This window comes from Streptomyces sporangiiformans, from assembly GCF_005768555.2.
GTDB lineage: Bacteria > Actinomycetota > Actinomycetes > Streptomycetales > Streptomycetaceae > Streptomyces > Streptomyces sporangiiformans.
In genome coordinates this window covers 40,429-63,949 of sequence record NZ_VCHX02000167.1, presented here as the reverse complement: position 1 = coordinate 63,949, position 23,521 = coordinate 40,429, and the positions used below count along the sequence as shown (strand labels likewise).

The 23,521-nt window shown below is 70.2% G+C and carries 21 protein-coding genes; 10 read left to right on the top strand and 11 right to left on the bottom strand.

The window, feature by feature from the left end; all coding sequences use genetic code 11:
- Positions 1-300 (bottom strand): alpha/beta fold hydrolase (locus FGD71_RS28700; protein ID WP_140935962.1); only part of this gene is annotated, 300 nt, incomplete at its 3' end.
- A gap of 105 nt (positions 301-405) precedes the next feature.
- On the opposite strand from FGD71_RS28700, the gene FGD71_RS28695 reads away from it, so the two are divergent.
- The 4 genes from FGD71_RS28695 to FGD71_RS28680 all read left to right on the top strand — a co-directional run bounded on the left by FGD71_RS28695 (position 406) and on the right by FGD71_RS28680 (position 7,477).
- Positions 406-1,461, top strand: a complete 1,056-nt coding sequence (locus tag FGD71_RS28695; RefSeq protein ID WP_119103443.1) for a slipin family protein — start codon at positions 406-408, stop codon at positions 1,459-1,461.
- A 285-nt stretch (positions 1,462-1,746) separates the two neighbouring features.
- Complete coding sequence (locus FGD71_RS28690; RefSeq protein ID WP_119103442.1) at positions 1,747-2,829, top strand: S1 family peptidase; 1,083 nt, start codon at positions 1,747-1,749, stop codon at positions 2,827-2,829.
- Between the two features lie 191 nt (positions 2,830-3,020).
- Positions 3,021-6,503 (top strand): DNA polymerase III subunit alpha, encoded by a 3,483-nt coding sequence (locus FGD71_RS28685; RefSeq protein ID WP_119103448.1) that lies wholly within the window; start codon positions 3,021-3,023, stop codon positions 6,501-6,503.
- The gene (locus tag FGD71_RS28680) at positions 6,500-7,477 is read left to right on the top strand and encodes a DNA polymerase Y family protein (RefSeq protein ID WP_119103441.1); all 978 of its coding nucleotides are present in this window, start codon (positions 6,500-6,502) and stop codon (positions 7,475-7,477) included. The genes FGD71_RS28685 and FGD71_RS28680 overlap by 4 nt, the downstream gene beginning before the upstream one ends.
- A gap of 48 nt (positions 7,478-7,525) precedes the next feature.
- On the opposite strand, the gene FGD71_RS28675 is transcribed toward FGD71_RS28680, so the two are convergent.
- The gene (locus FGD71_RS28675; protein WP_119103440.1) at positions 7,526-7,900 is read right to left on the bottom strand and encodes a cupin domain-containing protein; all 375 of its coding nucleotides are present in this window, start codon (positions 7,898-7,900) and stop codon (positions 7,526-7,528) included.
- Positions 7,901-7,995: 95 nt separating this feature from the next.
- Here FGD71_RS28675 and FGD71_RS28670 point away from each other — a divergent pair, with 95 nt between their 5' ends.
- The 3 genes from FGD71_RS28670 to FGD71_RS28660 all read left to right on the top strand — a co-directional run bounded on the left by FGD71_RS28670 (position 7,996) and on the right by FGD71_RS28660 (position 9,994).
- Positions 7,996-8,442 (top strand): MarR family winged helix-turn-helix transcriptional regulator, encoded by a 447-nt coding sequence (locus FGD71_RS28670; RefSeq protein ID WP_119103439.1) that lies wholly within the window; start codon positions 7,996-7,998, stop codon positions 8,440-8,442.
- 180 nt (positions 8,443-8,622) lie between these two features.
- Complete coding sequence (locus FGD71_RS28665; protein ID WP_119103438.1) at positions 8,623-9,483, top strand: lipase family alpha/beta hydrolase; 861 nt, start codon at positions 8,623-8,625, stop codon at positions 9,481-9,483.
- 61 nt (positions 9,484-9,544) lie between these two features.
- Positions 9,545-9,994 (top strand): GNAT family N-acetyltransferase, encoded by a 450-nt coding sequence (locus FGD71_RS28660; protein WP_119103437.1) that lies wholly within the window; start codon positions 9,545-9,547, stop codon positions 9,992-9,994.
- A 6-nt stretch (positions 9,995-10,000) separates the two neighbouring features.
- Here the strand turns inward: FGD71_RS28660 and FGD71_RS49740 are convergent, their stop codons facing one another.
- Positions 10,001-10,135 carry a hypothetical protein gene (locus FGD71_RS49740; protein ID WP_276147161.1) on the bottom strand — a complete coding sequence of 45 codons (135 nt, stop codon included), beginning with the start codon at positions 10,133-10,135 and terminating at the stop codon, positions 10,001-10,003.
- A gap of 177 nt (positions 10,136-10,312) precedes the next feature.
- Between FGD71_RS49740 and FGD71_RS28655 the strand changes: the two genes are divergently transcribed.
- Positions 10,313-10,945 carry a class I SAM-dependent methyltransferase gene (locus FGD71_RS28655; RefSeq protein WP_420878356.1) on the top strand — a complete coding sequence of 211 codons (633 nt, stop codon included), beginning with the start codon at positions 10,313-10,315 and terminating at the stop codon, positions 10,943-10,945.
- Positions 10,946-11,050: 105 nt separating this feature from the next.
- On the opposite strand, the gene FGD71_RS28650 is transcribed toward FGD71_RS28655, so the two are convergent.
- Entirely contained in the window at positions 11,051-11,551 is a 501-nt protein-coding gene (locus FGD71_RS28650) for a ribonuclease FAU-1 family protein (protein WP_119103447.1), read from the bottom strand.
- Entirely contained in the window at positions 11,532-12,452 is a 921-nt protein-coding gene (locus tag FGD71_RS28645) for a GNAT family N-acetyltransferase (RefSeq protein WP_119103435.1), read from the bottom strand. Before FGD71_RS28645 ends, FGD71_RS28650 begins: the two co-directional genes overlap by 20 nt.
- A 71-nt stretch (positions 12,453-12,523) precedes the next feature.
- Here FGD71_RS28645 and FGD71_RS28640 point away from each other — a divergent pair, with 71 nt between their 5' ends.
- Positions 12,524-12,898: a GntR family transcriptional regulator gene (locus FGD71_RS28640; protein ID WP_181359296.1), complete on the top strand. Its 375-nt coding sequence runs from the start codon at positions 12,524-12,526 to the stop codon at positions 12,896-12,898.
- 96 nt (positions 12,899-12,994) lie between these two features.
- Here the strand turns inward: FGD71_RS28640 and FGD71_RS28635 are convergent, their stop codons facing one another.
- Positions 12,995-13,795 (bottom strand): DUF72 domain-containing protein, encoded by an 801-nt coding sequence (locus FGD71_RS28635; RefSeq protein WP_119103434.1) that lies wholly within the window; start codon positions 13,793-13,795, stop codon positions 12,995-12,997.
- A 51-nt stretch (positions 13,796-13,846) separates the two neighbouring features.
- Entirely contained in the window at positions 13,847-14,941 is a 1,095-nt protein-coding gene (locus tag FGD71_RS28630) for a DUF5925 domain-containing protein (protein ID WP_119103433.1), read from the bottom strand.
- Positions 14,942-15,130: 189 nt separating this feature from the next.
- On the opposite strand from FGD71_RS28630, the gene FGD71_RS28625 reads away from it, so the two are divergent.
- The gene (locus FGD71_RS28625; protein WP_119103432.1) at positions 15,131-16,549 is read left to right on the top strand and encodes a GH39 family glycosyl hydrolase; all 1,419 of its coding nucleotides are present in this window, start codon (positions 15,131-15,133) and stop codon (positions 16,547-16,549) included.
- A 75-nt stretch (positions 16,550-16,624) separates the two neighbouring features.
- Here the strand turns inward: FGD71_RS28625 and FGD71_RS28620 are convergent, their stop codons facing one another.
- The 4 genes from FGD71_RS28620 to FGD71_RS28605 are packed head-to-tail and all read right to left on the bottom strand — an operon-like array spanning position 16,625 to position 23,297.
- Positions 16,625-20,650, bottom strand: coding sequence for a lipopolysaccharide biosynthesis protein (locus tag FGD71_RS28620; protein ID WP_119103431.1), 4,026 nt, complete (start codon positions 20,648-20,650; stop codon positions 16,625-16,627).
- Positions 20,643-21,437: a polysaccharide deacetylase family protein gene (locus FGD71_RS28615; protein ID WP_181359295.1), complete on the bottom strand. Its 795-nt coding sequence runs from the start codon at positions 21,435-21,437 to the stop codon at positions 20,643-20,645. Before FGD71_RS28615 ends, FGD71_RS28620 begins: the two co-directional genes overlap by 8 nt.
- A 37-nt stretch (positions 21,438-21,474) precedes the next feature.
- On the bottom strand, positions 21,475-22,479 hold the full coding sequence (locus FGD71_RS28610) for a glycosyltransferase family 2 protein (RefSeq protein ID WP_119103430.1): 1,005 nt from the start codon (positions 22,477-22,479) through the stop codon (positions 21,475-21,477).
- Positions 22,476-23,297: a glycosyltransferase family 2 protein gene (locus FGD71_RS28605; RefSeq protein WP_119103429.1), complete on the bottom strand. Its 822-nt coding sequence runs from the start codon at positions 23,295-23,297 to the stop codon at positions 22,476-22,478. Before FGD71_RS28605 ends, FGD71_RS28610 begins: the two co-directional genes overlap by 4 nt.
- Positions 23,298-23,521 lie beyond the last annotated feature (224 nt).

The window sequence follows — 23,521 nt, the reverse complement described above, 5'->3', positions numbered from 1 at the left end:
GGCCAGCGCGTGCGGGGCGCCGCCCGAGCGGCCGAGCACCGCGAACCGGTCGAGCCCGAGCGCGTCGGCCACCGCGGCCACGTCCCGCGCCGCGTCAGCGACCCGGCGGCCGGGGCCGCGGTCCGAATCCCCGTACCCGGGGCGGTCGTAGGCGATGAACCGTACCCCGGGGCGCGCTTGCATCACCTTCTCGGGCACCGCCCCGTACCGGCAGCCCGGTGTGCCGTGCAGCAGCACCACTGGCGTCCCGCCCGCATCGCCCCACTCCTCGAACGCCAGCCGTCGTCCGTCCCGCATCATCACGCCGCTCGGCACCTGTGCCCTCCATCTCCCCTTCGCGTCCACCTTGGAGTTACCTTCGAAGTACACACCTGACGCGCTCGGTACGGACCCTGGGGGGTCGTCATGGTCGAGGAGCTGTTGACGGCGGGGGCGGCGCTCGCGTCCGTCGGAGCGGTGTACATGATGTCGGCGGCCCGGGTCGTCAAACAGTACGAGCGGGGTGTGGTGCTCCGGCTCGGTCGGCTGCGCTCCGGTGTGCGGGGCCCGGGGTTCACCCTGATCGTGCCCTTCGTGGACAAGCTCCAGAAGGTCAACATGCAGATCGTGACGATGCCGGTGCCCGCGCAGGACGGCATCACGCGGGACAACGTCACGGTGCGCGTGGACGCCGTCATCTACTTCAAGGTGGTGTCCGCGGCCGACGCGATCATGCGGGTCGAGGACTACCGGTTCGCGGTCTCGCAGATGGCGCAGACGTCGCTGCGCTCGATCATCGGCAAGAGCGAGCTGGACGATCTGCTCTCCAACCGCGAAAAGCTCAACCAGGGGCTGGAGTTGATGATCGACAGCCCGGCCGTGGAGTGGGGCGTCTCCATCGACCGTGTCGAGATCAAGGACGTGTCGCTGCCGGAGACGATGAAGCGGTCCATGGCGCGGCAGGCGGAGGCCGACCGCGAGCGGCGGGCCCGCGTCATCAACGCCGACGCGGAACTGCAGGCCTCCAGGAAGCTGGCCGAGGCCGCCAAGGAGATGGCCGACACTCCCTCCGCCCTCCAACTGCGGCTGCTGCAGACCGTGGTGGCGGTCGCGGCCGAGAAGAACTCCACGCTGGTGCTGCCCTTCCCGGTGGAGCTGCTGCGCTTCCTGGAGCGCGCGCAGCAGCCGACGCCGTCCGTGCAGCAGCCGTCGCCGGCCGTGCAGCAGCCGACGCCGTCCGAGGGGCAGTCGTCGTCCGCCCAGCAGCAGGCGCTGCTCTCCCCGCAGTTGTTCGCCCAGCTTCAGCGGTTGTTGTCCCAGTCCCAGCAGCCGCTGCCGGAGGCGAAGGAGCCGTCGTCCGAGCCGGAGCGGGCCGTGCCGTCGATGCCCGCGGCGGGGGAGCAATCGATGCGGGAGCAACTTCCGCCCGTACTGGAGTCGTTCGATCCGGACCCCGAAGGGTCGAAATCCGGACAGGGCTAGACCTCACGCGCTGCCCTTAGTTACTCGCTCGTAGTGTTTGCTGCGGGAACTGACATGGTCTTTATTCCGGCGGGTCAACGCGCGTCAACCAGCAGGGGGTATGCACTTGTTGGAGAGTGCCCGTCCTGAAGTCGACCTTGTGTGACCCAGGGTGCCTCGCAATAGTGGTCGGTGTCCGCTGGCGTGGACGTGGCTTTTCTTGTCTGTCATGTTCATGCCCGTACGCCTTTCGGTCTCGGTGGTCCCCATAACCGCCGCGGCCGACCCCCCACAGGAGGACGCAAGTTGAAGCACCGACGCATACCCAAGCGGCGTGCCGCCGTGGCAGGTGCGGGCATCGCCGCACTGGTGGCCGCGGGAGTTACCTTCCAGTCCGCGAACGCGAGTGAGACCGCGCCCGCACCCACGCCCGAGACCCTCTCGGTCGCGGCGGCCGGAAAGCTCGCCTCGACGCTCGCCAAGGACCTCGGCGCCGACGCGGCGGGAACGTATTACGACGCGAAGGCCAAGAACCTCGTCGTGAACGTGCTCGACAAGGCCTCGGCCGAAGCCGTCAAGACGGCGGGAGCCAAGGCGAGAATCGTCGAGAACTCCCTCGCCGAGCTCAAGAGCGCCCGTACGACGCTGAAGCAGGACGCGACCATCCCCGGCACCTCGTGGGCGACCGACCCCGCGACCAACAAGGTCGTCGTCACCGCGGACCGCACGGTCAAGGGCGCGAAGATGGCCAAGCTGAACAAGGTCGTCGACGAGCTCGGCTCCAAGGTCGAACTCAAGACCACGAAGGGGGAGTTCAAGCCCTTCATCGCCGGCGGTGACGCCATCACCGGTGGCGGCAGCCGCTGTTCGCTCGGCTTCAACGTGGTCAAGGGCGGGGAGCCGCACTTCCTGACCGCCGGGCACTGCACCGAGTCGATCACCAGCTGGTCGGACTCGGACGGCAACGCGATCGGCGAGAACGTGGACTCCAGCTTCCCGGGCGACGACTACGGCCTGGTGAAGTTCAGCGGGGACGTGGAGCACCCGAGCGAGGTGAACCTCTACAACGGTTCCTCGCAGAAGATCACGGGCGCGGCCGAGGCCACCGTCGGCCAGGAGGTCACCCGCAGCGGTTCCACGACCCAGGTGCACGACGGCAAGGTCACCGGCCTGAACGCCACCGTGAACTACGGCAGCGGCGACGTCGTCGAGGGGCTCATCCAGACCGACGTCTGCGCCGAGCCCGGTGACAGTGGCGGCTCGCTCTTCGCCGGCGACAAGGCGATCGGCCTCACCTCCGGCGGCAGTGGCGACTGCACCTCGGGCGGCGAGACCTTCTTCCAGCCGGTCACGGAGGCCCTCGAGGCAACCGGCACCGAGATCGGCTGACGGCTCCACCGACTCGGAGAGTCCCGTCCCCGCGCGCTTTCGCGGGGGCGGGACTTTCGCGTTTCCGCAGGTGGGGTGTGCCCGTGCGGATGTCGTACATTCGTTCGAGAATTGGTCTATGGTGGGGGTGAGGGAGTAGGGAACTGATGTTCGAGGGCTGGCGTGGGAGCCCCTGGGTAGTGGAGGTGCGCGTGCCGGGTTTCACGCATCTGCACACCGTTTCCGGGTTTTCCCTACGTTATGGGGCATCTCATCCGGAGCGGCTGGCCGAGCGCGCGTCCGAGCGGGGTCTGGACGCCCTCGCGCTCACCGACCGGGACACCCTCGCGGGCACGGTCCGGTTCGCCAAGGCCTGTGCCGCCGAGGGGGTGCGTCCGCTGTTCGGGGCGGAACTCGCGGTGGCTCCGCCGGGGGAGCCGGAGCGGCGGGCGCGGCGACGTGCCCCTGTGCGCGGCGGTGCCTTCATCGATGAGTCGACACCTCGTGTGACCTTCCTTGCCCGGGACGGTGCGAGCGGCTGGGCCGATCTGTGCAGAATCGTTACTGCATCGCATGCCGACGAGGGTCCGCCTCTGCTGCCCTGGGCGGACAACCACGCCGAGGGCCTGACCGTGCTGCTCGGCCCCGCCTCCGATGTGGGCCGTGCGCTCGCCGCGGGCCGCCCCGACCGGGCCGCGAAGCTGCTCGCGCCCTGGCGGGAGATCTACGGTGACGCCCTGCGCCTCGAAGCCGCCTGGCACGGCCGCAAGGGCACCGGCCCCGGCTCGCTGCGCCTCGCCGCCCGTACCGTCGGCTTCGCCGCCGAGCAGCGGGTGCGTCCGGTGCTCAGCAATGCCGTCCGGTACGCCGATCCGGGCATGGGCCCGGTCGCCGACGTCCTGGACGCCGCCCGCCGTCTCGTCCCCATCGACCCCCGCAAGGAGCTGGACAGCGGCGAGCGCTGGCTCAAGGACGCGGGCGCCATGTCCGGTGCCGCCGAACGGATCGTCGAGGCCGCGGGCCACCGCCGCGACGCCGCGCACCGTCTGCTGGAACAGACCCAGGCCACGGCCGCCGAGTGCCTCGTCGACCCGGAGGACGACCTCGGCATCGGGGCCGTCCACTTCCCCGAGCCGCACCTCGTCGGCGCCGGGCGCCGCACCGCGCAGCGCGTGCTGGCCTCGCGCGCCGCGGCGGGGATGGTGCTGCGCGGCTACGACTCACGGCGCGCGTACTGGGAGCGGATGCACCAGGAGCTGGACATCATCGCCCACCACAACTTCGCCTCCTACTTCCTGACGGTCGCTCAAGTCGTGGACGACGTAAGGAAGATGGGTATCCGGGTCGCCGCGCGCGGCTCCGGCGCCGGATCCCTCGTCAATCATCTCCTCGGTATCGCGCACGCGGACCCCGTCGAACACGGGCTGCTGATGGAGCGATTCCTGTCCAAGCGCCGACTGGCCCTGCCGGACATCGACATCGACGTCGAGTCCGCGCGCCGGCTGGAGGTCTACCGCGCGATCATCGACCGGTTCGGCACCGAGCGCGTCGCGACCGTCGCCATGCCCGAGACCTATCGCGTACGGCACGCCATCCGCGACGTCGGCGCCGCGCTCTCCATGGACCCCGCCGACATCGACCGGATCGCCAAGTCCTTCCCGCATATCCGCGCCCGCGACGCCCGCGCGGCACTGGACGAACTTCCCGAACTCCGTGAACTCGCGGGGGAAAAGGAGAGGTACGGCAGGCTGTGGGAGCTGGTCGAAGCCCTCGACGCCCTGCCGCGCGGCGTCGCCATGCATCCATGCGGAGTGCTTCTCTCGGATGCCTCCCTCCTCGCCCGTACGCCGGTCATGCCGACCAGCGGCGAGGGGTTCCCCATGGCGCAGTTCGACAAGGACGACGTCGAGGATCTCGGGCTGCTCAAGCTCGATGTGCTGGGCGTGCGGATGCAGTCCGCGATGGCGCACGCGGTCGCGGAGGTCGAGCGGGCGACGGGAGTGCCCGTGGACCTGGACGCGGTGCCCGAGGGGGACCCGGCGACGTATGAACTCATCCGGTCCACCGAGACGCTGGGCTGCTTCCAGATCGAGTCGCCGGGCCAGCGGGACCTGGTCGGCAGGCTCCAGCCCGCGACCTTCCACGACCTCGTGGTCGACATCTCCCTCTTCCGCCCCGGACCGGTCGCCGCCGACATGGTGCGCCCGTTCATCGAGGCGCGGCACGGCCGGGCGCCGGTCCGCTATCCGCACCCGGACCTGGCGGAACCGCTGCGGGAGACCTACGGGGTCGTGGTCTTCCACGAGCAGGTCATCGACATCGTGCACCTCATGACCGGCTGTGGGCGGGACGAGGCCGACCAGGTGCGGCGCGGGCTGTCCGATCCCGAGTCGCAGGGGCGGATCCGCTCCTGGTTCGCGCAGCAGGCGGCCGGGCAGGGGTACTCCGCGGAGACGATCGCGCGCACCTGGGAGATCGTCGAGGCCTTCGGGTCGTACGGCTTCTGCAAGGCGCACGCGGTCGCCTTCGCCGTACCGACGTACCAGTCGGCGTGGCTGAAGGCCCATCATCCGGCCGCGTTCTACGCCGGGCTGCTCACACACGATCCCGGGATGTACCCGAAGCGGCTGCTGCTCGCGGACGCGCGGCGGCGCGGGGTGCCGATCCTGCCGTTGGACGTGAACCGATCGTCGGTCGCACATCGGATCGAACTGGTGTGCGGTAAAGGGGATTCTCCGGACCGGTGGGGCGTGCGGCTGGCGCTCTCCGACGTATACGGCATCAGCAAGGCCGAGGCGGAGCGGATCGCGGACGGGCAGCCGTACGCCTCGCTGGTCGACTTCTGGGAGCGGGCCCGCCCGAGCCGTCCGCTTGCCGCGCGGCTCGCGCAGGTCGGCGCGCTGGACGCGTTCGGCGCCAATCGCCGTGATCTGCAACTGCACTTGACCGAGCTGCACCGGGGCGCGCCGGGCGTGCGCGGGGGACAGCTCCCGTTGTCCGGTGGCCGGAACACCGCCTTCGTCGGGCTGCCCGACCTCGACGACGCGGAGAGGCTCAGCGCCGAGCTGGGCGTGCTCTCCATGGACGTGTCCCGCAATCTGATGGACGACTACCGGGAGTTCCTGGAGGAGCTGGGCGTGGTCACGGCACGCCGGCTGCGCGAGACCCGGCACGGCGAGGCGGTGCTGGTCGCGGGCGCCAAGGCGGCCACCCAGACCCCGCCGATCCGCTCCGGCAAGCGAGTCATCTTCACCACCCTGGACGACGGCACCGGCCTGGTCGACCTCGCCTTCTTCGACGACTCCCACGACCGTTGCGCCCACACCGTCTTCCACTCCTGGCTCCTGCTCGTACGCGGTGTGGTCCAGCGCCGCGGCCCACGCAGCCTCAGCGTGGTCGGGTCGGCGGCCTGGAACCTCGCCGACCTGGTGGAACTGCGGCGCGAGGAGGGGCTGGACGGGGTGGCCCTGCGGCTGGCGGAGCCGAACGACGTGGTGACCGGGGAGGCCGGGGAGGGGGCTGAGGAGGCCGGGGCTCCCGCCGGCTCCCGGGGCGAAGGGGATTCGGTGGACGGCCGTCGAATCCATTTGCCCACGGGATACGAAATGCATCCGTGGGCGGATCTGCGCCCGGCGGGCGAAGGGCCCGCGAGCGGAAGGAAGTTGTGGCACCAGAGTCCGGGGAGTGCGGGATGACCATCCTCTGTGTACGTTTCCAACTGCCTCCGACGCACGAGGCCGCCCTGCCCGAGCTCCTCGGGATGCTCGAGGGGTTCACCCCTGTCATCGAGGCGCTGCCGCCCGACGGCGCCCTGGTGGACCTGCGGGGCGCCGAGCGGTACTTCGGGCGGGACGCCGTGGAACTCGCCGCGCTGATACGCGTCCGGGCACTCGCCTGGTACGGGGTCGACTGCGCGATCGGAGCCGGATCCGGGCCGATGTTCGCGCGGATGGCCCTGCGCGGCACCAGGCCCGGAGAGACCCGCGTGGTGCCCGAAGAGCCCCGTGCCCTCGCGGAGTTCCTGGACGAACAGCCGGTCGCCGCGCTCCCCGGAGTCGGCGCCGCCACCGCCCGCACCCTGTGCGAGTACGGCCTCGACACCGTCGGCAAGGTCGCCGCCGCGCCGCTGTCGACCCTGCAACGGCTCAGTGGCGCCCGCGGCGGTCGCGAACTGCACGAGAAGGCCCAGGGCATCGACCGCGGCCGGGTCGTGCCCAATGCCGTCTCCCGCTCCCTGGCGGCCGAACGCCCCTTCTCGCGCGACGAGCTGGACCCGAACAGGCACCGCCGTGCCCTGCTCTCCGCCGCCGAGGAACTGGGTGCCCGGCTGCGCGCCTTGGAGAAGGTGTGCCGCACGCTCACCCTCACCGTGCGCTACGCCGACCGCTCCACGACCACCCGCAGTCGTACGCTCCCCGAGCCGACCGCTCACTCCTCGGCGCTCACCGACGCCGCGTACCGCATGTACGAGGCACTCGGCCTCCAGCGCGCCCGGGTCCGTGCGATCGCCCTGCGCGCCGAGGGGCTGGACCCCGCCGAGCAGGCCTCCCACCAGCTCACCTTCGACGAGTTGGACGAGAAGGCCCGCCGTATCGAGGAGGTGGCGGACCGGGCGCGGGCCAAGTTCGGGCCGCGCGCGGTGATCCCGGGGACGCTGGCCCTCGTGTAGGTCCCTCTCAGGGGGAGGTATAAGAGGGCGTCGGGGGCCGTGGGGAGTTCAGTTGGCCCACGGCGGGGTGATGCGGCTGCCGTCGGCGAGCTCCGCCTCCAGGCCGATGGAGGTGGTGACCCAGGAGACCGCGGTCCGGTCGGTGGGGTTCTCGACACCGAGGGTGGCACCCGGGTTGACGATCAGCGTGTCACCCGCGGCGATCCGTTCGACACGACCGTCGAGCGTGATCAGCAGTTCGCCGTCGAGCAGATGGAAGATCTCCTCCCGGTTGACTGTGTGCAAGGGCGCCTTGGTCCCGGCGGGAATCTCTCCCCGCCAGGCGCAGAGCTCCTTGCTGCCGGTCAGGGGAGTGGCGTACGAGATGAAGCGGGCGCCGTGGATCTCGTGGGTCACGGCGTCGGACGCGCGGACGACTGGCATGGATGCCTCCGAAGACTGAGATGGTCAAGCTGGTTGACTATATGGCTTATGGTCAAGCAGCTTGACTACTTAGTCAAGGGTGTTTCAATGCATGCGTGCAGAACTCCGAGGCCATGGCCCTGTCCGCCGCCCTGCTCGCTGTCGCGGGCGAGCTCACGCAGCACATCCATGACGGGGTGGAGGCGCGTGGCTTCGAAGGTCTGCGGCCCGCGCACGGCTTCGCCTTCGCCCGGCTCGCCCCGGACGGTGGGACGGTCACCGAACTCGCCGCCCATCTGGGCGTGACGAAGCAGGCGGCGAGTCAGCTGGTGGACGAGATCGTGCGCAAGGGGTACGCCGAGCGGCGGCCGCATCCCGATGACGCCCGCGCGAGGCTGGTCGTACTGACCGAGCGAGGGTGGGCGTGTACCCGTGCCGCCGAGGAGGCGGCCGCGGAGGCCGTACGGCCGTGGGCCGACTTGCTCGGTGAGCGTGAAGTCCGGGCGCTGCGTGACGGTTTGCTGCGTATCGCGCCCTACGGTCCCATCAAGCCCATCTGGTGACAGCGCGTCAGCATGCGTCAGGCCCACCGCTGCCGCCAGCTGGTACGGGAAGTTTTTACTGACGCGTAACTTCACACTTTTACTACTGGATCGTAATTTGACAGAAGAACAGCATCCTCGTGATCCGGATCACAGGGCGTACGCCGTCGCAACTCCCTTGAGCCGCAAGGAGATCACACGATGCTGCCCTGGAAGCGAGTGCCCAGATTCCTGACCGCGCTCCTGCTGACCGCCGCCGTCACCGTCGTCCCCGCCGCCACCGCCCGAGCCGAATCCCCGCCCAGCACCGGCTGGAACGACTACTCCTGCAAACCGTCCGCCGCTCATCCACGCCCCGTCGTCCTCGTCCACGGCACCTTCGGGAACTCCATCGACAACTGGCTGGCCCTCGCTCCGTATCTGAAGAAGCGCGGCTACTGCGTCTTCTCCCTCGACTACGGTCAGCTGCCGGGCGTCCCCTTCTTCCACGGCCTCGGCCCCATCGACAAGTCGGCAGAGCAGCTCCGGGCCTTCGTCGACAAGGTGCTCGCCGCGACCGGCGCCGCCGAGACCGACCTCGTCGGCCACTCGCAGGGCGGCATGATGCCCCGCTACTACCTCAAGTTCCTCGGCGGAGCCGCCAAGGTGAACGCTCTCGTCGGGCTGGCCCCCGACAACCACGGCACCACACTGTCCGGCCTCGCCAACCTGCTGCCGTATTTCCCCGGCGCCGGCGACCTGCTGTCCAAGGCCACGCCGGGCCTCGCCGACCAGATCGCCGGCTCCGCCTTCCTGGCCAAGCTCAACGCGGGCGGCGACACCGTCGCGGGTGTCCGCTACACGGTCATCGCCACCCGGTACGACGAGGTGGTGACGCCGTACCGCTCGGCGTTCCTCGACGGGCCGAACGTACGCAATGTCCTGCTCCAGGACCTGTGCGCGGTCGATCTCTCCGAGCATGTGGCGATCGGCCTCTTCGATCGCGTCGCCTACCACGAGGTGGCGAACGCCCTTGACCCTGCGCGCGCCACCCCGACCAACTGCGCTTCCGCCTTGGGGTAGGCCTGCCCGGCGGAACAGATCACCGACCCGGTGATCCTGCTTCCGGGCATAGCGTTCGGGTATGACCGACGACATCCGCCTCGCCGAAGCCGAAGACGAACCCGCCGTGAAGGCCGTGATCGACGCGGCGTTCCATCCCTACATCGAGCGCATCGGGATCGTCCCCATGCCGATGGAAGCGGACCACGCGGCGAACATCACGGCGGGGCGGGTGTACGTCACCGGGGATCCGGTCGTGGGGCTCCTCGTCCTGGAGGAGCACGCGGACCACCTCTACCTCGACATCATCGCCGTCCACCCGAACGCCCACGCGCAGGGCATCGGGCGGCGGCTTCTCGCCTTCGTGGACGCACGCGCGCGTGCGCTCGGACTGCCCGAGATCAGGCTCCTCACGAACGCGATGATGTGGGAGAACCAGAAGATCTACCCGAAGTACGGGTACGAGCTCATGGAGCGTCGTGTGGAGGGGCCGTACGACCGGCTCCACTACCGCAAGCGCCTGACACCCTGACGGTTCTCATCCGTCGGGCCACCAAGTGCGGGCGATGTCTTTTCGGACCTCCGGGCGCTCGGCGGTCCGTTCGTCGGCCTCGTCCCGTACACGGCGGGAATCCGACTTCCTGAGGGGCTTCTGCAGGGTCACACGACGCATGACGGCCTCCTTGTGTCTACCGGGTTCCGTGTTTGTACGGAGGTAGACCCTTTCGGGGAGCGTGACTCATCGACGTCCACCTGTCAGTGGCGACGGTCACGCTCCTGCCTGCGTTGTCAGTGGCGGTCGTCACGCTCCCTCCCCGTCGTTGTCAGTGGCGGGTGTCACTGTGGGCGCATGACGAGTAACGGTGACATGTCCATCAACAGCGATATCGAAACGCGGTCGGGCGTCGACTGGGACGCCGAGTCCGCCGATTTCGACGACGAGCCGGACCACGGGCTGCGCGACCCCGCCGTGCGGGAGGCCTGGGCGGCCCGGGTGGCGGCCTGGCTGCCGCGCGGCCCGTCCGACGTGCTGGACCTGGGCTGTGGCACCGGCAGCCTGTCCCTCCTGGCGTCCGAGCAGCGGCACCGGGTCACCGGCGTCGACCTCTCGCCCCGCATGGTGGACCTCGCCCGCGCCAAACTGGCCGGCCGTGACGCCGTGTTCCTCGTCGGTGACGCCGCCGCCCCGCCGGTCGGCGAGCAGCGGTTCGACGTGGTGCTCGTACGCCATGTGCTGTGGACGCTGCCCGATCCCGAGCGCGTCCTGCGGCTCTGGTGCGGGCTCCTGCGCCCCGGAGGCCGGCTCGTCCTCATAGAGGGCGTGTGGGGGACGGTGAGCCCGGTCGGTATATCCGCCGACCGGCTGACCGGGCTGCTCGCGCCCCTGGTGAGGGACGTGCGAGTGGAGCGGCTGTCGGACGACGCACTGCTGTGGGGGCGGGAGGTGGACGACGAGCGGTACGCAGTGGTGGCGGTGGTCTGAGCTAGGGCCTGTCCGGCGGATCATGCCGACTCCAGCTGACGGCGCCCAACGCCGCAGATGTGCGTGCCAGACCCCGCGGCCCCGGCATGATCCGCCGGACAGGCCCTAAGCGAGGAGCGCGTCGAAGCCGCCTTCGCGGGCCAGGTGTTCCAGCTCGTCGAGCGCTGCCACGGCGGCCGCCGCGGCCTCGGGGTCCGTCTCCGTCAGGCCGCTCTCGGCGAACTCGTCCTCGTCCAGGCGCAGTACGGACGTGCCGTCCGCCGAGCGCCAGAGGTCCAGGTCGAGGTCCTCGGCGATCAGTTCGGTGCCCCGGAGCGTGGCCGGCCGGGTGATGTCGCAGTACCAGCCCTTGAGCGTGCCCGTGGAGTCGCGCACCTCCTTCACCGAGTACCAGCGGTCGCGCCAGTAGTACTCGGTGAAGACGTCACCGGCCTCGAACCGTACGAAGCCGAAGTCGCGGACGCCTTCGCCCGCCCACGGGGCGCGGACGGCGATCCGGTTGCCGTCGTCGTCGAGTAGTTCGGCGGCGTAACGCAGCTTTGTGCGGCCGCCTTTGACGAGGACGACCTCCAACCGGCCTGCGGCCTCAGTGGAATTCACGGACATGGCAGACCTCCGTCGCGCAGACCTCGTAGCCGAACCAGTCGTTGATCGCCAGCATCGGGCCGTTGCCGCTGTCGTTGCCCGTGAACGCCTCCGTGTACCCGGCGGCACGGGCGCGGTGCAGGGAGTCGTTCTTGGCGAGCTTGGCCAGTCCGCGGCCGCGGAAGGCACGGCCGGTGCCGGTCATGACGGTGCCGTAGCGGGTGGCACCGTCCGTGCGGGCCGCGCTGAACGCGGCGAGGTGCCCGTCGACGAGGGCGACCGTGGTCAACTCGTGGCTGAGCAGCGGGTGGTTCCAGGTCTCCCGGAGCCAGGCCTCGTAGTCCGTGAACTCGTGTGCGATGTCGCTCGGTTCGTCCGCCAGTGCCTCGGCGTCCAGGGCGAACAGGGGCCGCGGGTCGTCCGCGAAGTCCGCGCCGCTGCGGAGTTCGACGTCCGGCGGGAGCGCCTGGCGCGGCGGCAGCGTGCCGTTTGCCAGGTCGAGGCGGAGGAAGTGCGCGGAGCGGCTCGCGCGGTAGCCGCGTTTCTCGGCGAAGGCGCGGTTCGCGGGGGCGTCCAGGACCCAGGCGAAGAGCTTCGTCGAGCCCAGCACGGCCAGGCGCTCCTCGGCCGTGCGCACCAGCAGCGAGCCCGCGCCGTGGCCCTGCCGCTCCGGGTGCACAAACACGTTCAGATAACCCTGGCCGGGCTGCGGGCTGTCGTACACCAGGCCCACCTGGGCCGTGCCGATCAGTTCGCCGTCCTTCTCGGCGACCAGCGGCTGGAAGTGGGCTTCGGGATGGGCGTGCGCGACGTCGTAGGCGATGGACTCGGCGGTGAAGAGCATGAAGGGGAGGGACAGGCGCCGGATGCGGGCGAAACCCTCGGCGTCTTGCGGCCGGAAGTCGCGGACGATCACTGTCATGAGGCCGCACGCTACGCGTGGGCGTGGCCGGGGTGCCTCTTATTTTTCGTGGCGTGCGGGACAATCACTGCGTGACGTTGGAGATCGACATTGATGACGGTTCGGGGGTCGCACCCTACGAGCAGGTGCGGTCGCAGATTTCCGAGCAGGCTCGGGCCGGGGACCTGCCGGTGGGGTATCGGCTGCCCACCGTGCGAGGGCTGGCCGAATCGCTCGGCCTCGCCGCTAACACGGTCGCCAAGGCGTACCGGGCGCTGGAGTCCGACGGGGTGATCGAGACGCGGGGCCGCAACGGAACGTTTGTCGCGTCCGCGGGGTCGGCGGCTGAGCGGGAGGCCGCGTCTGCCGCGCAGGCTTATGCCGAGCGGGTGCGGCGGCTCGGGCTTGCCGAGTCGGCGGCGCTCGACGCCGCGCGGGATGCGCTGCGCGCGGCTTACGGTGGCTGAACGCTGCGCGGCCGGGTGGAGTGACGGTGCGGGGCGGTCGTGGCTGGTCGCGCAGTTCCCCGCGCCCCTGAGGGGGCGCTTTCCGTCGGCGCGTTCTCAGTCGGCGAGCCCTCTGTGGGCGTCCGCCGCGGTGGGCGGTAGCCGGTGTGGGGTGCGGGTGACCGTCAGGCCTGTCGCTGTGGCGGCTCGGGCGAAGGCCAGGGCGTCCTGGACCGCCGCGGCGTGGGGGTCGTTGTTGAAGTACGTGTACACGTCGCGGTCGTCGGGCCAGGCGTCCTGGATCCGTCGCGCCCAGGTCAGCAGGGACTGCCGGCCGTAGTGCGGCCACTGCCGGGCACGGCCCACATGGAAACGGACATAGCCCCAGTCGGTGGTCCGCCACAGCGGGGTCACCGGCCGGGACAGGACATCGGCCCAGCAGAGCGCGACGCGCCGTGCCTGGAGCACCTCGCGGACCGCGGGCGTCCACCAGGAGTCATGGCGCGGCTCGACCGCGACCCGGGTGCCGGCCGGGAAGGCGGCGAGGCAGTCGTCGAGGAGGCCGGCGTCGGCGCGCAGCGTGGGCGGGAGCTGCAACAGCACCGGTCCGAGCCGGTCGCCGAGTCCGGCGGCGTGGCTCATCAGCCGGTGCACCGGCTCCTCGGGGTCCCGCAGGCGCTTGATATGGGTCAGGAAGCGGCTCGCCTTGACGGCCACGACGAAGTCCGGCGGTGTGCGCTCCCGCCAGGCCTCGAACGTCTCGCGCGACGGCAGCCGGTAGAAGGCGTTGTTGATCTCGACCGTGGCGAACCGCGCCGCGTACTCCTCCAGCCAGAGCCGCGTGGGCACGCCGGGCGGGTACAGGACACCGCGCCAGTCCTTGTACTGCCATCCCGACGTACCCAGGAAAAGGGTCATACCCCCATCAAAGCACCACTCGCCGTACGATCCGCCGGCACATCCTCCGCGCTACAGGTACAGCCCGGCGTCCGCGCCCTCACGAGCGCCCGGAACCGACGTCGGTGACGTGCCCCGGCGCAGGGCGTACAGCTCGGCCAGGGTCGCGCCCTCGCGGCCCACGCCTTCCTCGGTGCCCAGCCAGTTGACCGACTCGCGGTGGGTCAGGGGACCGACCTCGATGCGGGCCAGGCAGCGGCCGGGGCGGACGACGGCCGGGTGGAGGCGCTCCAGGTCCTCGTTCGTCGTCACGCCCACCAGGACGTTGCGGCCCTGTCCCAGCAGACCGTCGGTGAGATTGAGCAGGCGCGACAGTGCCTGACCCGCCGTGTGCTTGGCCTCGCCGCGGATCAGTTCGTCGCAGTCCTCCAGGAGCAGCAGCCGCCAGCGTCCCTTGCCCGTGCTGTCGTCCTCACCGATGGCGATGTCCATCAGATAGCCGACGTCCGAGAAGAGGCGCTCGGGGTCCAGGACGCAGTCGACCTGGCACCAGTCCCGCCAGGAGCGGGCCAGGGTGCGCAGCGCCGAGGTCTTGCCCGTGCCCGGCGGGCCGTGCAGCAGGAGCAGCCGGCCCGCGATGTCCTCCGGTGTGGTCTTCATCAGGTGGTCCATCGCGTCCGCCACCGGCGCGGTGTAGTTCGGCCGCACCTCCTCCCACGTACCCGCCGAGATCTGGCGCGTGGTGCGGTGCGGACCGCGCCTCGGTGAGACGTACCAGAAGCCCATCGTCACGTTCTCGGGCTGCGGCTCCGGGTCGTCGGCCGCGCCGTCCGTGGCCTGGTCGAGCACCTTCGCGGCCAGCTCCTCGCTGGTCGCGGTGACCGTGACGTCGGCACCGCGGTTCCAGCGCGACACCAGCAGCGTCCACCCGTCCCCCTCGGCGAGCGTCGCGCTGCGGTCGTCGTCGCGGGCGGATCGCAGCACCTGGGCATCCGGTGGCAGCAGAGTCGCCCCGGACCGCACCCGGTCGATGTTCGCGGAGTGCGAGTGCGGCTGCTCGCCCGTCGCGAAGCGGCCGAGGAACAGCGCGTCGACGACGTCCGACGGCGAGTCGCTGTCGTCGACGTTGAGCCGGATCGGCAGAGCGTCGTGTGGGTTCGCAGACATGCCGCCATGATCCGTCACCGAGGCGTCTTATGCACCGAATTTCCGCGGCCCGTCCGTGGGGTCTCCTGACACGGGCTCGGTCGAAGGCTCTTCGGGCGGGAGGTCCGGGGCGCACCTCGAGGAAATGCAGCCCCAGGTGTGCACCGGAAGCCGCCCCACCGCCGCCCCACGACGTTACTGTTGTCCTTGATGGGACGTCATGGGTGGAATTCGGGTGCGCGGCGGTGGCGACTCACCGCTCTGCTCGGCGTGGGCGTGGCCGCTCTGGCCCTGGTGCTGACCTTGATCAACACTCTGCCCGGGGACGAAGGGAGCGCCGCCGGCACGACACGCGACGGCGACAAGGTGCACGGCTCGCCCGCCGTCCCGCGGGGGAAGACGAAACCGGACGTCGGATGGGGCTTCACCCACACCCAGTTCAGCGCCGACGAGGGCAGCGACGCCGCCACGAAACGCGTGGAGGAACGCCTGCGCGCACAGCCCCTGCCGCAGATCCAGCACATCATGGGCTGGGGCTCGGGCAACCCCGAGCCGGTCAAGGGGCTCTACGACTTCGAGGACATGGACCGCCGTATCGACTTCATCCGTGAGTCGCGCGGCACCCCGGTCGTCACCCTGTGCTGCGCCCCGGACTGGATGAAGGGCGGCAAGTCCGGCTCCGACAACACCGACTGGAGCCAGGAGGCCCTGGAGACCGCCCCCGAGCGCGCCCACTACAAGGACTTCGCGGCGCTCGCCGCGACCGTCGCCAAGCGCTATCCGGACGTACGCCACTTCGTCGTCTGGAACGAGTTCAAGGGTTTCTGGAACGACGCCGTGGCCCGTTGGGACTACGAGGGCTACACCGAGCTCTACAACCTGGTCTACAAGGCGCTCAAGAGCGTCAACAAGGACATCCAGGTGGGCGGTCCCTATCTGGTGATGGACAGCCTCGACCCGCGCGAGGAAGACGCCTCGGCCACCGTGAAGGGCCCGTGGGGCGCCATGGACCAGCGCGTCCTCGACGCCTTCGACTACTGGAACAAGAACAAGGCGGGCGCGGACTTCGTCGTGGTGGACGGCTCCAGCTACACCAAGGACGACGAACTGATGCCCGACGAGTTCGCGGCCACCGCCAAGTTCACGGCCGTCTCCCGCTGGGTGCGCGAGCGGACCGGCGGCCTGCCGCTGTGGTGGGCCGAGTACTACGTGGAACCGGCCGACGCCGACGACGAGCGGGAGGGCTGGTCCGAGCCGCGCCGTGTCGCCGTCCAGGCGTCAGGCATGATCGCGATGGCCCGCGGCGGGACCACCTCCGCCTTCTACTGGAACCCCGAGAACGAGAAGGGCCCCGACTGCGCCGGCTGCCTCTGGTCTCCGACGGACACCAGTGACGGCGGTAAGGCCTTGTCCATGCTCGACCTGCTCTCCCGCTTCAACAAGGAGTTCCCGCCGGGCACGAGGTACGAGAAGGTGTCCGTCGCCGCCGACGACGTGCCCGACGTACGGGTCCTGGCCGACGACAAGGCGGTCGTCGTCGTGAATACCCTGGACCGGGAGATCAGCGTGAAGGTCGACGGGAAGCGGTTCGACATGGGCGCGTACGGGGTGAAGTGGCTGAACCGCTGAGCCACTGAGCCGCTGAGCCAATGGACCGCTGAGCCACTGAACCGCTCGTCGGCCCCACCCCGCACCCCGCGCGCCTCACGCCATCGTCACGAACCGCTGTACCAGCGAAGCCAGCAGCACCGCCAGCAGCGGCAGCGAGAACCAGAAGCTGCTCTGCAGCCACCGCAGTTGCCGCACGCTCGGCCGCACGGCCACCCGTACCACCTCGCGTGCCGTCAGCAGCACGATCAGCGCGATCGCCGCGAGCCCGCCCACGACCGACCAGGGCGTCCAGGTCACCTGTGGGCCGATCGGCCCGGGTTCGGGCTTCGCGGCCTTGCCGTCCGGCTGATCGCGCATGGTGTACATGGTCACGTCGTCGTTGACGAAGACCTTCTTGAGCTCCTGCCGGTCGTCGAGGTGGCGGATGAGCCGGGACTCCCAGGTCGCCGAGTAGCCCACATCCATCTGGAGATAGATCACCTGGCTGCGGTTGATCATGAGGTACGAGTTGGGGCCGGCGTCCTTGAGCGACTTCACCAGGCCCGACACCAGCACCGGATCGGCGGGCGCGAGCGTCGGCACGTATTCCACCCTCTCCATGTCCCGGGCACCCCAGGGCATCGAGGGCGTCACGGTGTTCACCGTGTCGTCGCTCATCCACAGCAGCCGTGCGGTCGGCTTGTCGTGCTCGTACACGTACTCCATGGCGGCGACCTCGCCCGGACGGATCCGCTCGAACGGCTCGTTGCCCCAGCGGGCCAGCAGGAAGCCGCCGATCAGGACCAGCCCCGCCATCAGGGCGGCGAGCGGGGCGAGACTCATCCGGTCGCGCTCCCGCTCCTTCGCGGTGACTCCGGTGCGGGGGAAGAGGGCGAGTCCGGCGAGCAGCGCCGCGCCCGGCAGGGCGAACATGAAGACACGCAGGGCCATTTCGCCGCCGTACGACTGCATGCCGAAGCCCAGGAACGGCACGAAGGTGAGGACGAGCAGCGACCGCTCGCGGTACTTGTGGTCGCGCCGCCGCCACCAGCCCCAGCAGGCGAGAGCCATCACCGAGCCGGCGAGGGCCACGCGCGCGTACAGCACGAGTTTGTGGCTCGAACTGCCCTCGCCGATACGGCCGGAGACCGACGAAGACACATTGCCGCCCACTCCGCCGACCCCGCCGAACATCTCTTCGAAGTGTCCGGACCAGTACGGCTCGGCGAGGAAGCCCACCCATACGGTCACCATGACGGCGAACAGAACGGGCAGGCCGCGCAGTTCGGAGCGGCCGATCAGGACGAGGACCGCGAGGACGCCCAGCATCACGAACGGCGTGAGCTGATGTGCCGGGACCGTCGCCATGAACAGGCCGATCAGGACCATCAGCAGCACGGCCCGCTGGCGCCGGTTCGTCGGCTCGACCTCCAGCTCGCCGGGACGCCGTTTGGTCCACAGCACGCGCGGCGCCCGGAACCACACGAGCAGGATCGCCACGAAGACGAGATACAGCAGGTAGGTGAAGCCCTGCGGCGAGAAGTAGTCCTGGCCGACCCAGCCGCTGAGCACGAAGACCCACACGCCCGTCCACTTGGCCCGCCAGCCGGCGCGCATATGGCGTACGAGCAGGAACATCGGTGCCAGATAGAGGAGTTGCATGGTCAGCGGCCACCAGCGGATGACCTCGGTGAGGTCGTCGACCCCGCAGGCCTTCGCGACGAACGCGGCCGCCGCGAAGAAGCCCGGCCAGCTCCAGCGCGCGTCCAGGTCGGGCACGGCCGAACCGGTCCGGTCGATGTAATCCAGGAACCCGAGGTGCTGCCAGGCCGTCGCGAACCGCGGTTCGGTCTCGATCACCGCGGGCAGCGCGTGCAGCGAGACGACGGTGGCCAGCAGGGTGACCAGGAGCAGCCCCCTGTGCTCGCGGTTGCGCCAGAGCAGCGAGGCGAACACCGTGACCAGCAGCGCGGCCCCGGCCAGTGTGGGCAGGGGCAGGATGGACACCAGCCCGAGCCCGTCCATCCGGTCGAGGTCCCTCTCCCCGAGGGCGGAAGCGGGCACCCAGTACAGGACGAGCGCGGCCAGCAGCAGACAGCCGAGCACCACGCCGACCTTGGTGGGCCGCAGTCGCTCCCACGGCGACGACGGCGGTCCGGCCGGCGGCAGGGGCTGCGCTCCGGGCTGCTGTCCGGGCGGCGCGCCGGTCTCGTCGGTGCCTCCCTTGCGTCCCGCGTGTTCCTCGCTTCCCTCGCGCCCTTCGTGTTCCTCGCGTCGGCCATGGACGAGCGCGGAGGTGCCGAACGGCGCGTCGACCTCGACCTCGACCTCGGCCTCGACCCCGGCCTCGACCCCGGCCTCGACCTCGGCCTCGATGTCGGCCGGTCCCAGGGAGGTCTCGCTGCCCGGTTCCCGCTCCTCGACGGGCAGGCCCACCTCTTGCCGTGGCGCCGGAAGGTGGAGGGGCGCCCTGAGAGCCCAGGTCGGCCGGTGATCCGTCCGGTGATCTGTTCGGTGATCGGAGCCGTGCTCAGGCCGGTGATCGGGCCGCTGTTCGGGCCGTTGGACGGCCGGTGACCCGGTGGGCGGCGTCCCCGGCCCGGGCCGTACGTCGGGCCGCCGCTCCAGGTGGTCGAAGTCGAGCTGGACACCGAGCGCGAGGGTGTCCGAGTCGAGCTTGTGCACCCAGGCCGGACCGCGCCCCTTCACCGGCTGGTCCTTCTCGGCTGTCGGTACCTCACGGGCGCCCAGGTCCGCGAGGTCCCCGTCGGGCGCCGCGTCCTCGGGTACGGCGGCGGGCGGCGCTGTCCTGACGATCCGGTACAGCATCGGTGCGGCGATCGCCACGATCACCGTGAGGGCGGAGATCTCCGCGACACCCGCACCCGTCAGGCCCATACGGGGCAGCAGGATCAGCGTGAGGCCGAGTACGAGCACGCACAGCAGGCCCTGCAGCCAGGCGAGCCCGGCGGTGCGGCTCTGGGCACGCAGCACCGCGAAGTACGTCTCCATGACCACCCGCAGCACGGCGCCCACCGCGAACCAGCGCAGCAGAGGTGTGGCGGCATCCGCGTATCCCTGGCCGAACACGCCCAGGATGTACGGCGCCCCGAAGAACATCACCGCGCAGACCGGCAGCATGATCCGGGCCATCCGGCGCAGTGCCGCCCGGGTGTTCGCGGCGAGCCGCGCGGGATCGTGCGAGCCCTCGACGGTGAGCGAGGCACCCATGTTGATGGCCAGCAGGTTGACCGTGCCGCCGATGGTCGTGGTGATGTAGAAGTACGCGTTGTCCGCGTCGCTGACCTGCACGGCGACGATCACCGGTACGAGGTACACCACGGCGAGCGAGAACAGCGAGCCGGTGTAGTCGCCCGCGAGGAACCGGCCCATCTCCTTCAGCGTCGGCGGCCGCGCGTGGTCCTCGGTCTCCTTCACATGCCGGGGCACCAGACGCCGGAACACCAGCCAGCCCAGCGGCAGTACGGACACCGCGATGGCCGCGACCCACGACACGAACACACCCATGGTGGGGATCGCCACCGCGAACGCGACGAGGAGCACCAGCTTCACCGCCGAGAACACGGTGTTCCCGACCGGCACCCACAGCGCGCTGCGCAGGCCGGTCAGCACCCCGTCCTGGAGCGTCAGCAACGACCAGGCGACGACGGCCAGGACGAAAACGAAGCCGTTGACCGGATCGTGCAGGAACCGGTACGAGGAACCCCAGAGGTTCGGCGTGAGCACGAAGGCGGCCGCGGCCAGCGCCACGACCACCGAACTGCCCGCGTACGTCCGCAGGATGAGCCGTCCGGTGCCGCGTCCCGCGACCGGGATGAAACGCGCGAGAGCACCTGTCAGCGTCACCGCCGTGAGCCCGGCGAGGAGCTTCATCGCGGCTATGGCGGCGGAACCCTGGCCGACCGCGGAATCGGAGTAGTAGCGGGCCGCGGCCAGCCAGAAGCCCAGCCCCAGCACGGCGGAGATCCCGGTGTTGAGCATCAGGGCATAAGCGTTCCGGAACAGCTGGCTGCCCCCCGATCCCTTGCTCATTCCGGGCAGGCGCAGCCGACGGCCGGGCCGTTGCTCGGCCACCCCGGTCGCGGGCGTCTCGGGCTGGGCTGTGGTCGTGTCAGACACGGGAACGGATGGCCTTCCGGACCTGTCGTGCTCTTCGGACCATGGCGTACCCCTTGGTGAGGGCACGGTCCCTGGCGAAGTTACGGGCGATGGCGCGGCCCTCGACGAGCCGCTCGAACTCCTCGATGCCGGTGTTGCGGTGGACGGTGACGCGCTGCAGCGCGTACGGCCCCTGGCGCCTGCGGGCCAGGGCGTTGCCGACTGCCAGCGCCTGCGCGTATCCCGCCTCGCGCACGGCCTCGCGCACCCGGCGGCTGGAATAGCCATAGGGGTACGCGAAGGAGACGGGCGCGGTGCCCAGTTCGTCCGCGACGATCTCCCTGCAGCGCGTCAGCTCGAACCGGAGCGCGTCGTCCGTGAGCTGGTCGAGCTGAGGGTGCGTGTGGCTGTGGCCGCCGATCTCGACGCCCTCGCCCGCGAGCTCGCGCACCTGGTCCCAGTCGAGCATCGTGTCCAGGCCGCCCCCGGTGTCGTACGTGCCGCGCAGCCAGCCCGTCGAGACGAACAGTGTGGACGCGAAGCCGTGCTTGGCGAGCACGGGCAGCGCGTGCCGGTGCACGCCTTCGTAGCCGTCGTCGAAGGTGATGAGCACGGGACGGTCGGGCAGCGGTCCCGTGGCGCGCCACCACTGCGCCAGCTGGGCGGTGCTGACGGGAGTGAACCCGAGGTCGTCGATCAGGGCGATCTGCTCGGCGAACGCCTCGGGCGCCACGGACAGGGCCCGTGTGGCGTCGTTGGGTGCGGTCGAGACGGCGTGGTACATGAGGATGGGCACCGGGGCGTTCATCGGACATCACCCCGGGTCCCGCACATACGCGTACCGCTCATGCCGCTGCCCCCTCGTCGCCCGGGACCCCCTCGATCTCCACCACGGAGAAGGTGGGGCCACCCCTGCGCGCCCGGACGCTCCCGAGTACGTACCCACCCGCCGCGGTCACCACTCCGGCCACGATCGCGGCGGCCCGGCCCGCGCCGCCGGGGCGGGCGAGCAGCGCGTCCCGCAGCCCCCGGGCGACTCCGGCGGGCAGTACGCGCGTGGTGTAGCGGCGCTCGGACTCAAGTCCCTTGTCGGCCCCGACACTCCGGGCGACCAGCGCCTTCGACAGCCCCTCCGCGTACGTGCGCGTGCGGAAGTACGCGAAGTGCTCACGTGCCGCCGGCACCCGGTGGTGGATCACCGCGCGGTCGTCGATCAGCAGGATCGCGTCCGGCCTGGCGCGGGTGAGACGGATGCACAGCTCCGTCTCCTCGCAGCCCAGCGGCCGCTTGTCGCCGTCGCGCCCGATGCCGGTCGCGAAGCCGCCCGCCGCGTCGAACGCCGTACGGCGGAACGAGGCGTTGCCGCCGAGCACGTTGCGCACCGGTACGCGCCCCGGAGGCAGGCCCTTGTACGTGCAGCCCACGACCCAGTCGAACTCCTCCGGAAACCAGGCGGGCCGGCGGCCCGAGGCCCAGACCGGCATCGTCCGGCCGCCGACGGCCATCACCCGCGGGTCCGCGTACGCCGCCGCGAAGTGGCGCAGCCAGTCGCGCTCGGCCACCGCGTCGTCGTCCAGGAACGCGATGACCTCGCCGTACGAGGCGGCGATGCCGGTGTTGCGGCCGGCGGACAGGCCTCGGGGGCCCGCGTTGGCGAGCACCCGGACCTCCCGCGTCTCCTTGTACTCCTGGGAAAGCCGGTCCAGGAGCGCCTGGTTGTGGTCCACGACCAGGAGCGTCTCCAGGGCCGGGTGGGACTGCGCCCGCACCGAGGAGACCGCCGCCAGGATGTCCTCCCAGCGGTCCTCGGTGTAGACGCAGATCACCACGGAGATGTCGGGTGAGCTCAAGACATCTCTCCCCGGGTGGTGTGGAGCGCGACCGTGTGAGGACGGCGGCGCAGCGAACGGCGGTTGGAGCGCTCCTTGAGGATCACCTTGAGGACCCGCAGCCCGTCCCGGACGGCTCGGAGATTGCTCGCGCCGTGGATCCGCAGATACTCATGGCTCGGAATCTCCTGGACCTTCAGCCCGGCCTTGACCACCCGGATGTTCATCAGGGTCTCCACCTCGAAGCCGGTGCAGTCGAGGTCGATCTTGTCGAGGCAGTGCCGCCAGAACGCGTTGTAGCCGTAGCAGAGGTCGGTGTAGCGCGCGCCGAACTTGCGGTTGACGGCCGTGCACAGCGCCCAGTTGCCCAGCTTGCGGATGGGCGTCATGTCGTCCGTGCCGCCGCCGTTGGCGAACCGCGACCCCTTCGCGAAGTCCGCGCCGGAGACCAGCGCGGAGACGTACGACACGATTTCCTGGCCGTCGGCCGAGCCGTCCGCGTCGACCATCACGATGATGTCGCCGGTGGACGCCGCGAACCCGGTGATCAGGGCATCCCCTTTGCCCTTTCCGAGCTGCTTCACCACCTTGACGTCCGGCCACAGATCACGCGCCACCGCGACGGTGTCGTCCGTGGAATTGCCATCGACGAGCACGACTTCGTGGATCCAGTCGGGCAGCGTCTTGAAGACATAGGGAAGATTCTCCGCCTCGTTCATGGCGGGAATCACGACACTCACCGGAGGCGCGATGGCCAGGTGAGATGAGATGGGCCGGTACTTCTTGGTGGCCAACGACGGATCCTGACCCGAAACCGCCGGGCGCAGAAAAGAACTCATGAGTCTGGTCCCTCTCGTCCGGTGGACCGCCCGCCCCTGGGCGGTCCGGCATTGTGTCCGGTTCGAAAGGGGGGTTCTCACTTACGGCATGCCGAAATGGATCTCCGTGTACGCCGGGTGAGCTGGCAAAACTGGCCGACGGGCAAAGTCGGTCTCGCGGCACGGCTCGATACGGATGTGGTCACCGAGCACGGCACCCCCCTACCGCGCCCCGCGCCGGAACC

Bases quoted from the DNA above. Each gene is read 5' to 3' on its own strand.
- FGD71_RS28695 (WP_119103443.1), top strand. From the start codon at position 406: ATGGTCGAGGAGCTGTTGACGGCGGGGGCGGCGCTCGCGTCCGTCGGA.
- FGD71_RS28680 (WP_119103441.1), top strand. From the start codon at position 6,500: ATGACCATCCTCTGTGTACGTTTCCAACTGCCTCCGACGCACGAGGCC.
- FGD71_RS28675 (WP_119103440.1), bottom strand. From the start codon at position 7,900: ATGCCAGTCGTCCGCGCGTCCGACGCCGTGACCCACGAGATCCACGGC.
- FGD71_RS28665 (WP_119103438.1), top strand. From the start codon at position 8,623: ATGCTGCCCTGGAAGCGAGTGCCCAGATTCCTGACCGCGCTCCTGCTG.
- FGD71_RS28660 (WP_119103437.1), top strand. From the start codon at position 9,545: ATGACCGACGACATCCGCCTCGCCGAAGCCGAAGACGAACCCGCCGTG.
- FGD71_RS49740 (WP_276147161.1), bottom strand. From the start codon at position 10,135: ATGCGTCGTGTGACCCTGCAGAAGCCCCTCAGGAAGTCGGATTCCCGC.
- FGD71_RS28655 (WP_420878356.1), top strand. From the start codon at position 10,313: ATGACGAGTAACGGTGACATGTCCATCAACAGCGATATCGAAACGCGG.
- FGD71_RS28650 (WP_119103447.1), bottom strand. From the start codon at position 11,551: ATGTCCGTGAATTCCACTGAGGCCGCAGGCCGGTTGGAGGTCGTCCTC.
- FGD71_RS28645 (WP_119103435.1), bottom strand. From the start codon at position 12,452: ATGACAGTGATCGTCCGCGACTTCCGGCCGCAAGACGCCGAGGGTTTC.
- FGD71_RS28635 (WP_119103434.1), bottom strand. From the start codon at position 13,795: ATGACCCTTTTCCTGGGTACGTCGGGATGGCAGTACAAGGACTGGCGC.
- FGD71_RS28630 (WP_119103433.1), bottom strand. From the start codon at position 14,941: ATGTCTGCGAACCCACACGACGCTCTGCCGATCCGGCTCAACGTCGAC.
- FGD71_RS28625 (WP_119103432.1), top strand. From the start codon at position 15,131: ATGGGACGTCATGGGTGGAATTCGGGTGCGCGGCGGTGGCGACTCACC.
- FGD71_RS28615 (WP_181359295.1), bottom strand. From the start codon at position 21,437: ATGAACGCCCCGGTGCCCATCCTCATGTACCACGCCGTCTCGACCGCA.
- FGD71_RS28605 (WP_119103429.1), bottom strand. From the start codon at position 23,297: ATGAGTTCTTTTCTGCGCCCGGCGGTTTCGGGTCAGGATCCGTCGTTG.